The organism is Blastococcus sp. TF02A-35 (assembly GCF_004571075.1).
In the GTDB taxonomy this organism is placed as follows: domain Bacteria; phylum Actinomycetota; class Actinomycetes; order Mycobacteriales; family Geodermatophilaceae; genus Blastococcus.
Genome location: NZ_SPQP01000070.1, coordinates 1 through 9,506 on the forward strand (window position 1 = coordinate 1; position 9,506 = coordinate 9,506).

Below are 9,506 nucleotides of genomic sequence, written 5' to 3' on the forward strand. Positions count from 1 at the left end.
CGCCGTCCCCGAGGGCCGGTACGAGACGCTGGCCGGCTTCCTCACCGAGCGGCTCCAGCGGCTGCCCGAGGAAGGGGACGTCGTCCGCGTCGACGACGTCGAGCTCACCGTCGAGACGGTGCAGGGGCGCCGGGTCGCGCGCGTCGTCGCCCGCCGGATGGCCGACCCGCCGGGCACCGAGCCCGACGACCGGGCCCGGTCCTCCCGCGAGGAGGTGGCGGCGTGAACCTCGTCAGCCTGCTGGTCCTGGTCGCCCTGCTGCTGGGCAACGCCTTCTTCGTCGCCGCGGAGTTCGCCCTGGTCTCCGCCCGCGCCGCACAGATCGAGGCCCGCGCCGAGGCGGGCTCGGCCCGCGCGGTGAAGACGCTGGCCGCGATGCGCAACGTCTCGCAGATGATGGCCGGCGCCCAGCTCGGCATCACGCTGTGCTCGCTGGGGCTGGGCGCCGTCGGCGAGCCGGCCGTGGCCCACCTGATCGAGGTCCCGCTGCACGCCGCCCACGTGCCCGACGGCCTGCTGCACCCCATCTCGCTGGTGATCGCGCTGTCGCTGGTCACCGTGCTGCACATGGTCCTGGGCGAGATGGTGCCCAAGAACATCACCCTTGCCGGGCCGGACCGGGCGGCGATCGCGCTCGGCCCGCCCCTGGCGCTGATGGTGCGGGTCCTCAAGCCCTTCATCTGGTTCTTCAACACGATCGCCAACGGCTTCGTGCGGCTGTTCGGCGTGCAGCCCACCGACGAGGTGGCGGCGAGCTTCGACGAGACCGAGATCCGGTCGATGGTCACCCAGTCGCAGCGCGAGGGGGTGCTGGGCACCGAGATGGGCGAGCTGGCCGCCGGCGCGCTCACCTTCGAGCAGAACGACCTCTCCACGGTGCTGCTGCCGCTGGACCGGCTGGTCACGGTGCCCCGGAGCACGACCCCGCGGGAGCTGGAGCTCACCGTCGCCGAGCACGGCTTCAGCCGGTACCCGGTGTGCGACGCCGACGGCGGGCTGGTCGGCTACGTGCACGTGAAGGACGTGCTGGACGTGCCCGCCGAGCGGCGGGACCAGCCGATGCCCGACCGCGACGTGCTGCCCTTCGTGGAGCTGCGGGCCGACGAGCCGCTGCCCGAGGTGCTCGCCGCCATGCGCAAGGCCGGCGCCCACCTCGGTCTGGTGCAGGACGACGGCGGCGTGCAGGGGATCGTGGCGCTCGAGGACGTGCTGGAGCGCCTGATCGGCGACGTCCGCGACGCCGCCGCCGAGCGCCGCAGGGTCGACGAGCAGCAGGACGGTGCCCCGGCCCGGGCCGCCGCCTCCGGCGCGGGCGCCGGAGGGCGGTGACCGGCCCCCGTCGCGGGGGCCGGCCACCGCCGGAGCGCTGCGTCAGGCGCGGGCGACCTTCGGCGGCACGACCATGCGCCGCGGGTCGACCAGCGCCAGGGCCGCGATGCCGACGACCGGCAGCAGGGTCAGCTGGACCAGCCCGGCGCCGTCCCAGCCCATGCCCGCGACCAGCCGGGCGAAGAGCAGCCCGGAGAACGCGGCCGCCACGTAGTACGTGAGCATGAAGAGGCCGGCGCCGCGGCCGACGTGCTCGGGCCGGACCGCCCGCTGCATCGCCGTCGTGCAGTTGGTGAACAGCACGCCGCTGGCGAAGGCCCCCATCAGGAAGGCGAGCACGTACTGGGCGCCTGCGCCGTCGGCGAACCGGTAGGCAGCCAGCGCGGTGAGCGAGGAGCCGACGAAGCCGACCGCCAGCAGCAGCCGCTGGTCGTACCGGTCGGCCAGGTAGCCGACGGGCAGCGCGACCATGGCCCCGAAGCCCACCAGCGAGGCAGCCAGCGCCGCCTGCGCCGGCTCGAAGGCCAGCTCCTCGCGCAGGAAGGTCGGGTAGAGCCCGAGGAAGCCGTAGAAGACCAGGCCGGAGACGGCGGAGGCGATCCCGATGCCGAGGGTGGCGCGGTTCCAGGGGCTGGCGGGCACGTGCGCGTAGGAGGCGGTGTCCGCCGTCCCGGAGCGGCCGGCGACAGCCTCGCTCATCCAGCGGGGCACCGTGAGCGCCAGCACGGCGGCCATGACGAGGCCGGCGACGCCGAAGACCACGAACGGCGCCCGCCAGGAGTCGGCGGACTCGGCGAACGCCTGCCCGATGATCGGCCCGAGGAAGACGCCGAGCCCGAAGGCGACGCCGATGAAGCCGGCCGCCAGGGCGCGGCGGTGGAAGAAGTAGGCGCCGATGACGGCGTAGATGGCGGTCGCCTGCACGCCCTCGCCCATGCCCGACACCAGCCGGTAGACCGCCATGTCGCCGAAGCCCGCCGACAGCGGGATGGCCAGGGTGCCCAGCGAGTAGACGACCACGCTGACGACGATGATCATCTTGCGGGAGAGCCGGTCGAGCAGGTAGCCGGCCGGGAGGCCGGTGAGCGCGATGCCGAGCGTGAAGCCGGTGGCCAGCAGGCCCGACTGGTCCAGGGAGAAGCCGTACTCCTCGCGGATCTGCGGCAGGAGCGGGTAGAAGACCTGCCGGTCCATCGCGTTGAGCATGTAGGAGAGGCACAGGACGGCGAAGCCGACCGCGACGGCGACGGCTCCCTTCCGCGCGTCCTCCGGGGCGCGCACCGGCTCGGGTGCGCTCGTGGTGGGCAGTGACATGGCCGCTCCTGACGTCGTCGGCGAGAAGGGTGTGTCCGTCATGCGGACAGAAGTCCGTTGCACGTATGGTCCGGATCACACCCAACGCCGTCAAGGGCTGCTCGTGCGTCATATGTCCACGGACACGTGGCCGATTCCGGCGGCCCGCCGGCTTCTGGAGCCTGCCGGGGCAAGATGAGCCGGTGAGCGTCGACCCCAGCACCGTTCCCGCCCTGTCCCCCGAGGTCACCGCCCGCTGGCAGGCCCGGTTCCGGGCACCCCGGGTCTCGCTGCCGGACTGGGCCGAGGAGGCGCCGCACCGCAACCTGTACTCCTCCGACCTCACCGGCATCGTCGAGCAGTACGCGTGGGACCGCTCGACCGACGAGCACCGCCAGGTCACCGACCGGCCCAACGGCACGCTGATCAGCACGATCAGCCCCGACGGCGAGACGATCTGGTGGTTCGCCGACACCGACGGCGACGAGTTCGGCGTCTGGATGACCCAGCCGTTCACCGGCGGGGAGGACGTCGTCGCCGTCCCCGAGGTGGGGCCGGCCTACCCGGCCGGCCTGGAGGTCGGCCGCTCGCTGGTCGCCATCGGCCGCAGCACCGACGACGGCAGCGAGCTGTGGCTGGCGCCCGTCGGCGGCAGGCCCCGGGTGGTCTACCGGCACGCGGACCCGGCCTCGGTCGACGCGCTGACCCGCGACGACGAGCTGCTGGTCATCTCGCACTCCGAGCACGGCGACCCTCGCTACCCCGCGCTGCGCGTCCTGCGCACCGCGGACGACGCCGTCGTCGCGGAGAAGTGGGACGGCGAGGGCAGGGGCCTGCACGCGCTGGAGTTCGCCCCCCTCCCCGGCGACCGCCGGCTGCTGGTCGGCCACGAGCGCCGCGGTCGCGAGGAGCTGCTGGTCTGGGACGTCGAGGCCGACACCGAGACCGAGATCGTCCTGAACCTGCCCGGCGACGTCACGGCCGGCTTCTACCCCGACGGCTCCGCGCTGCTGGTCGGCCACGACCACGCCGCCCGCAGCGAGCTGTACCGCTACGACCTGGCCACCGGCGAGCTGGAGCGGCTGGACACCCCGCCCGGCGTCGTCCGCGGTGCCACGGCGCGGCCCGACGGCACGGTCGAGCTGGCCTGGTCGAACTCCGAGCTGCCGCCGGTGATCCGCCGGGCGGACGGCCCCGTCGTCCTCTCCGTGGCGGCCGAGGAGCCGCCCGCGGCCTACCCGGTCGAGGACCGCTGGGTGCCCGGGCCGGGCGGTGACATCCACGCCCTGCTGGTGCGCCCGGCGGGCGAGGGCCCGTACGCCACGGCGTTCCTGGTGCACGGCGGCCCGGAGTCGGCCGACGACGACTCCTACCGCGCCCGGCGGGCCGCCTACGTGGACGCCGGGTACGCGGTCGTGCACGTGAACTACCGCGGCTCCACCGGCTACGGCTCCGCGTGGCGCGACGCCCTCACCGGCCGTCCCGGGCTGACCGAGCTGGAGGACGTGGGCGCGGTCTACGACGCCCTGGTCGCCGAGGGCGTGGTGGACCCCGCCCGCGCGATCCTCTCGGGCGGCTCGTGGGGCGGCTTCCTCACCCTGCTCGGCCTCGGCACCCAGCCGGAGCGCTGGGCGGCCGGCATCGCCGAGGTGCCCGTGGCCGACTACCTGGCCGCCTACGAGGACGAGATGGAGGGCCTGCGGGCCTACGACCGCGCGCTGTTCGGCGGCTCACCGGAGGAGGTGCGCGACGTCTACGTGCGGTCCTCCCCCATCACCTACGTCGACGCCGTCGCCGCCCCCGTGCTGGTGGTCGCCGGCGCGAACGACCCACGCTGCCCGATCCGTCAGATCGACAACTACCTGGCCCGCCTCGAGGAGCTCGGCAAGCCGCACGAGGTGTACCGGTTCGACGCGGGCCACGGGTCGCTGGTCATCGAGGAGACCATCCGCCAGGTCGAGATCGCGCTCGCCTTCGCCCTGCGGCACGTGCAGCCGTAAGGGCCGACATGGCCATCTCGGCCCTGCCGCCCGACTGGTTCCGTCCGGGAGGCGGTCGAAATGGCCATGTCGGCCGCTCGGTCAGCCGCGAGCGGCGAGGAGCAGCTCCGCGATCTGGACGGTGTTGAGGGCAGCGCCCTTGCGCAGGTTGTCGTTGCTGATGAACAGCACCAGGCCGCGGCCGTCGTCGACGCTCTGGTCCTGCCGGATGCGGCCGACGTAGCTGGGGTCGCGGCCCGCCGCCTGCAGCGGCGTCGGGACGTCCGACAGCTCCACGCCCGGGGTCGCGGCCAGGATCTCGGTGGCCCGCTGAGGGGTGATCGGCCGGGCGAACTCGGCGTTGATCGACAGCGAGTGGCCGCTGAACACCGGCACCCGCACGCAGGTGCCGGCGACCCGCAGGTCGGGGATGCCGAGGATCTTGCGGCTCTCGTTGCGGAGCTTCTGCTCCTCGTCGGTCTCCAGCGAGCCGTCGTCGACGACCGACCCGGCCAGCGGGATGACGTTGTACGCGATCGGCGCGACGTACTTCACCGGCTCCGGGAAGGTCACCGCCGACCCGTCGTGGGCCAGCTCGGCGGCCTTGTCCACGACCGCCTTGACCTGGCCGTCGAGCTCCTCGACGCCGGCGACGCCGCTGCCCGAGACCGCCTGGTAGGTGCTCACGACCAGCCGGACCAGCCCGGCCTCCTGGTGCAGCGCGCCCATGATCGGCATCGCGGCCATGGTGGTGCAGTTCGGGTTGGCGATGATGCCCTTGCGGATCTCGCCGATCGCGTGCGGGTTGACCTCGCTGACGATGAGCGGGACGTCGGGGTCGCGCCGCCAGGCGGAGCTGTTGTCGATCACGGTCACGCCGGCGGCGGCGAACCGCGGCGCCTGCTCCCGCGAGGTGGTGGCACCCGCGGAGAAGATCGCGATGTCCAGGCCCGTGGGGTCGGCGGTCGCGGCGTCCTCGACGGTGATCTCGCCACCGGCCCAGGGCAGCGTGCTGCCCGCGGACCGGGCGGAGGCGAAGTACCGCATCTCCGCGACCGGGAAGCCGCGCTGCTCGAGGATCTCGCGGACGACGCGGCCGACCTGGCCCGTCGCGCCCACGATGCCGACCCGGAGGCCGTTGCTGGCAGGGCTCATCGTCCGGTACCTCCGTAGACGACCGCCTCGACGTCGGAGCCGAGGTCGAACGCGTCGTGCACCGCGCGGACGGCGATGTCGACGTCGGTGTCGCGGCAGACCACGGAGATGCGGATCTCCGAGGTGCTGATCAGCTCGAGGTTCACGCCGGCGTCGGCGAGCGCGCCGAAGAACTTCGCCGAGACCCCCGGGTGCGAGCGCATGCCCGCGCCGACCAGCGACACCTTGCCGATGTGCTGGTCGAAGCTGACGTCGGTGTACCCGACGGTGTGCTTCACCTTCTCCAGCGCGGCCAGCGCGGCCGGGCCGTCGCTCTTGGGCAGCGTGAAGGAGATGTCGGCGAGCTTGCTGGCCTCGGCCGACACGTTCTGCACGATCATGTCGATGTTGATCTCGGCGTCGGCGAGGACGCGGAACAGCTGGGCGGCCTCGCCCGGCCGGTCCGGCACCCCGTAGACGGTGATCTTGCCCTCGGAGCGGTCGTGCGCGACGCCCGTGATGATCGCCTGTTCCACCGGGAGGTCCTCCATCGAGCCGGACACGATCGTGCCGGGGAGCTGTGAGTAGGAGCTGCGGACGTGCACGGGGATGCCGTAGCGGCGGGCGTACTCGACGCAGCGGAGCATGAGCACCTTGGCCCCCGAGGCGGCGAGCTCGAGCATCTCCTCGTAGGTGATGGTGTCGAGCCGCTGGGCGTTGGGGACGATGCGCGGGTCGGCGGTGAAGACGCCGTCGACGTCGGTGTAGATCTCGCAGACGTCGGCGGACAGCGCCGCGGCGACGGCGACGGCGGTGGTGTCCGAGCCGCCGCGGCCGAGGGTGGTGATGTCCTTGGTGTCCTGGCTGACGCCCTGGAACCCGGCGACGATGACGACCGAGCCCTCGTTCAGCGCGTCTCGCAGCCGGCCGGGCGTGACGTCGATGATCCGCGCCTTGCCGTGGCTGGACGTGGTGATGACGCCGGCCTGCGAGCCGGTGAAGGAGCGGGCCTCGTAGCCGTGCTCGGAGATGGCGATGGCCAGCAGCGCCATCGAGATCCGCTCGCCGGCGGTGAGCAGCATGTCGAGCTCGCGGCCGGGCGGGTCGTCGGTGATCTGGCTGGCCAGGTCGAGCAGCTCGTCGGTCGTGTCGCCCATCGCGGAGACGACCACGACGACGTCGTCGCCGTTCTTCTTCGCGGCGACGATCCGCTCGGCGACACGCTTCATGTGCTCTGCGGAGGCGACGGAGGAGCCGCCGTACTTCTGGACGACGAGGGCCACGGGACATGAGGTTACCGATGCGGCGGGCTGCACCGGCGGTTGCGTCCCGCAGAGCGGTCGGATGTGATCACCCGGTGGACGACCCGTCGCAGTGGCTGCTGACCTCCGAGGAGCGCGGCAACCCGGCGACGGCGCTGCCGGCGTGGACGTCGGGGAACCTCGTCCGGCCGCTGGTGCACGGCGCGACGTACTTCGACCGGCTGGTCGAGGAGGTCGGGGCGCTGGGCGAGGGCGACCACCTCTGGTTCACCGACTGGCGCGGCGACCCCGACGAGCGGCTCCGCCCGGACGGGCCCACCGTGGCCGAGCTGTTCGAGCAGGCCCTGCTCCGCGGGGTGTGCGTGCGCGGGCTGGTGTGGCGCTCGCACATCGACGCGATGTCCTTCTCGGCCCGGGAGAACCGGTCGCTGGACCGGGATGTCGAGGAGGACGGCGGCCAGGTGGTGCTCGACCAGCGGGTGCGCCGCGCGGGCAGCCACCACCAGAAGTTCGTCGTCCTGCGGCACCGGGACGACCCCTCGCGCGACGTCGCGTTCGCCGGCGGCATCGACCTGTGCCACAGCCGCCGGGACGACGCCGCGCACGAGGGCGACCCGCAGTCGGTCGCGATGTCCTCGGCCTACGGGGAGCACCCGCCGTGGCACGACGTGCAGCTCGAGCTGCGCGGGCCGGCCGTGCACGTGCTCGACACGGTGTTCCGGGAACGCTGGGAGGACCCGACCAACGCCGACTCGGGCAACCCGCTGGCCTGGGTGCGGGACCGGTTGCGGCACGCCCGCCTCGACCCACCGCCCTTGCCGCCGCAGCTGCCACCCCCGCCCGAGTGCGGGCCGCACCTGGTGCAGACCCTGCGCACCTATCCCGCGATCCGGCCGCCCTACGACTTCGCCCCCGGTGGGGAGCGCTCGGTGGCGCGGGGCTACTCCAAGGCGGTGCGCCGGGCGCGGCGGCTCATCTACCTGGAGGACCAGTACATGTGGTCCGGCGAGGTGGCCCAGCTCTTCGCGGAGGCACTGGCGAGCAACCCCGAGCTGCACCTGGTGGTGGTCGTCCCCCGGATCCCGGACCAGGAGGGCGCGTTCAACGCGACACCGCAGTACGTCGGCCGCAGGCAGGCGATCGACATGTGCGTGCGGGCGGGCGGCGACGAGCGGGTGCACGTCTTCGACGTGGAGAACCACGCCGGTACGCCGGTGTACGTGCACGCCAAGGTGTGCGTCGTCGACGACGTGTGGGCCAGCATCGGCAGCGACAACTTCAACCGCCGGTCGTGGACGCACGACAGCGAGCTGTCCACCGCGGTGCTGGACACCACGCGCGATGCCCGCGAGCCGCGTGACCCATCGGGTACCGGCGTCGGTGCGCGGACCCTCGCCCGGGACCTGCGGCTGGAGCTGGCGCGCGAGCACCTCGACCTCGATCCCGACGGCGGCGAGGACGACCTGCTGCTGGACCCCGAGCGGTTCGTCGCCACGCTCACGTCCCGCGCCGCCGCCCTGGCCGAGTGGCACGCGGGCGGTCGGCGCGGTCCCCGACCGCCGGGCCGGCTCCGGCCGCACCGGCCGGAGCGGCTGTCCCGGCTCACCCGCCTCTGGGCGACGCCGGTCTACCGTCTGCTGGTCGACCCCGACGGCCGCCCGCTGCGGATGCGGCTCAGGAAGGACTTCTGAGCCGCCCGGCTCAGAAGCCGGCTCCCAGGGGGAACGAGACGGCCCATCCCAGGGCGACGAGCGCGACGGCACCGAGGCAGTACAGCGCCGGAGCCAGGGCCGCCCCGCCGGCGCCGACGACCCCGCGGCGGAGCCGGAGGACCGAACGGGCGCCCAGCGCGACCAGGCCGATCGCGGCCCAGCCAGCGACCCACGCGTCGCCCGCGAGGTAGATGACCTCGTCCTCGTTCCTCAGCATGTCCCGGTAGTCCTCGGCGAGGAACCCGTCGCGGCCGTCCGGGGTCACGTAGATCTCGCGCCCGGGGCCGTCGGGCATCACCTGCCAGCCCTCCTCCTCGCGCACGACCCGGAGCTGGCCGAAGCGGTGGAGCTGCGCGGTGACGACCTCGCCGTCGTCGTCCCGGTAGGTGGCCACGAGCTCCTCGACGCCGTAGCCGTAGCGGTCCTCCTCGACCCGCTGCTCGATCCCCAGCGCCGGGTACGGGGCGATGCCGGCGCTATCGATCGCCTCCACCATGGCGGACAGCCGGGAGTCGATGAACTGGATCGGCAGCACGAACACCCCGACCATGAACGCCAGCACGGCCGCGGTGAGGCCGACACCGCGCAGGACCCGTTCCGCGGTGGTCGGGCGGTCGTCCTGGGAGCCGAAGCGCCGGCCGTCCCGGGTGCGCGTGCCGGCCATGGACCCGTGCCCCTCCTCGCCTCGTGCTGCGCCGGACGGCACGCTACCCCCCCCCCCCCCCCCCCCCCCCCCCCCCCCCCCCCCCCCCCCCCCCCCCCCCCCCCCCCCCCCCCCCCCCCCCCCCCCCCCCCCC

Annotated in this window: 8 protein-coding genes; 4 read left to right on the plus strand and 4 right to left on the minus strand. The window is 73.6% G+C overall.

The features are described 5' to 3' along the window. Both E4P43_RS19325 and E4P43_RS19330 read left to right on the plus strand, forming a co-directional pair. A partial coding sequence (locus E4P43_RS19325) for a transporter associated domain-containing protein (protein WP_280791025.1) occupies positions 1-226 on the plus strand: 226 nt, incomplete at its 5' end. Further along, positions 223-1,329, plus strand: coding sequence for a hemolysin family protein (locus tag E4P43_RS19330; RefSeq protein ID WP_135147140.1), 1,107 nt, complete (start codon positions 223-225; stop codon positions 1,327-1,329). The genes E4P43_RS19325 and E4P43_RS19330, both read left to right, overlap by 4 nt. A gap of 42 nt (positions 1,330-1,371) precedes the next feature. On the opposite strand, the gene E4P43_RS19335 is transcribed toward E4P43_RS19330, so the two are convergent. After that, positions 1,372-2,643, minus strand: a complete 1,272-nt coding sequence (locus E4P43_RS19335) for an MFS transporter (protein ID WP_167759257.1) — start codon at positions 2,641-2,643, stop codon at positions 1,372-1,374. A gap of 182 nt (positions 2,644-2,825) precedes the next feature. Between E4P43_RS19335 and E4P43_RS19340 the strand changes: the two genes are divergently transcribed. Further along, entirely contained in the window at positions 2,826-4,622 is a 1,797-nt protein-coding gene (locus tag E4P43_RS19340) for a prolyl oligopeptidase family serine peptidase (protein WP_135147142.1), read from the plus strand. 81 nt (positions 4,623-4,703) lie between these two features. Here E4P43_RS19340 and E4P43_RS19345 read toward each other — a convergent pair whose 3' ends face one another. Together E4P43_RS19345 and E4P43_RS19350 are read right to left on the minus strand one after the other, a co-directional pair. Continuing rightward, a complete protein-coding gene (locus tag E4P43_RS19345; RefSeq protein ID WP_135147143.1) occupies positions 4,704-5,756 on the minus strand; it encodes an aspartate-semialdehyde dehydrogenase in 1,053 nt (350 codons plus the stop codon). Beyond that, entirely contained in the window at positions 5,753-7,018 is a 1,266-nt protein-coding gene (locus tag E4P43_RS19350) for an aspartate kinase (protein ID WP_135147144.1), read from the minus strand. Before E4P43_RS19350 ends, E4P43_RS19345 begins: the two co-directional genes overlap by 4 nt. Before the next feature lie 74 nt (positions 7,019-7,092). Here E4P43_RS19350 and E4P43_RS19355 point away from each other — a divergent pair, with 74 nt between their 5' ends. Beyond that, complete coding sequence (locus E4P43_RS19355; RefSeq protein ID WP_209313977.1) at positions 7,093-8,688, plus strand: phospholipase D-like domain-containing protein; 1,596 nt, start codon at positions 7,093-7,095, stop codon at positions 8,686-8,688. Between the two features lie 10 nt (positions 8,689-8,698). Here E4P43_RS19355 and E4P43_RS19360 read toward each other — a convergent pair whose 3' ends face one another. After that, entirely contained in the window at positions 8,699-9,373 is a 675-nt protein-coding gene (locus E4P43_RS19360) for a hypothetical protein (protein ID WP_135147146.1), read from the minus strand. Between the last annotated feature and the right edge of the window lie 133 nt (positions 9,374-9,506).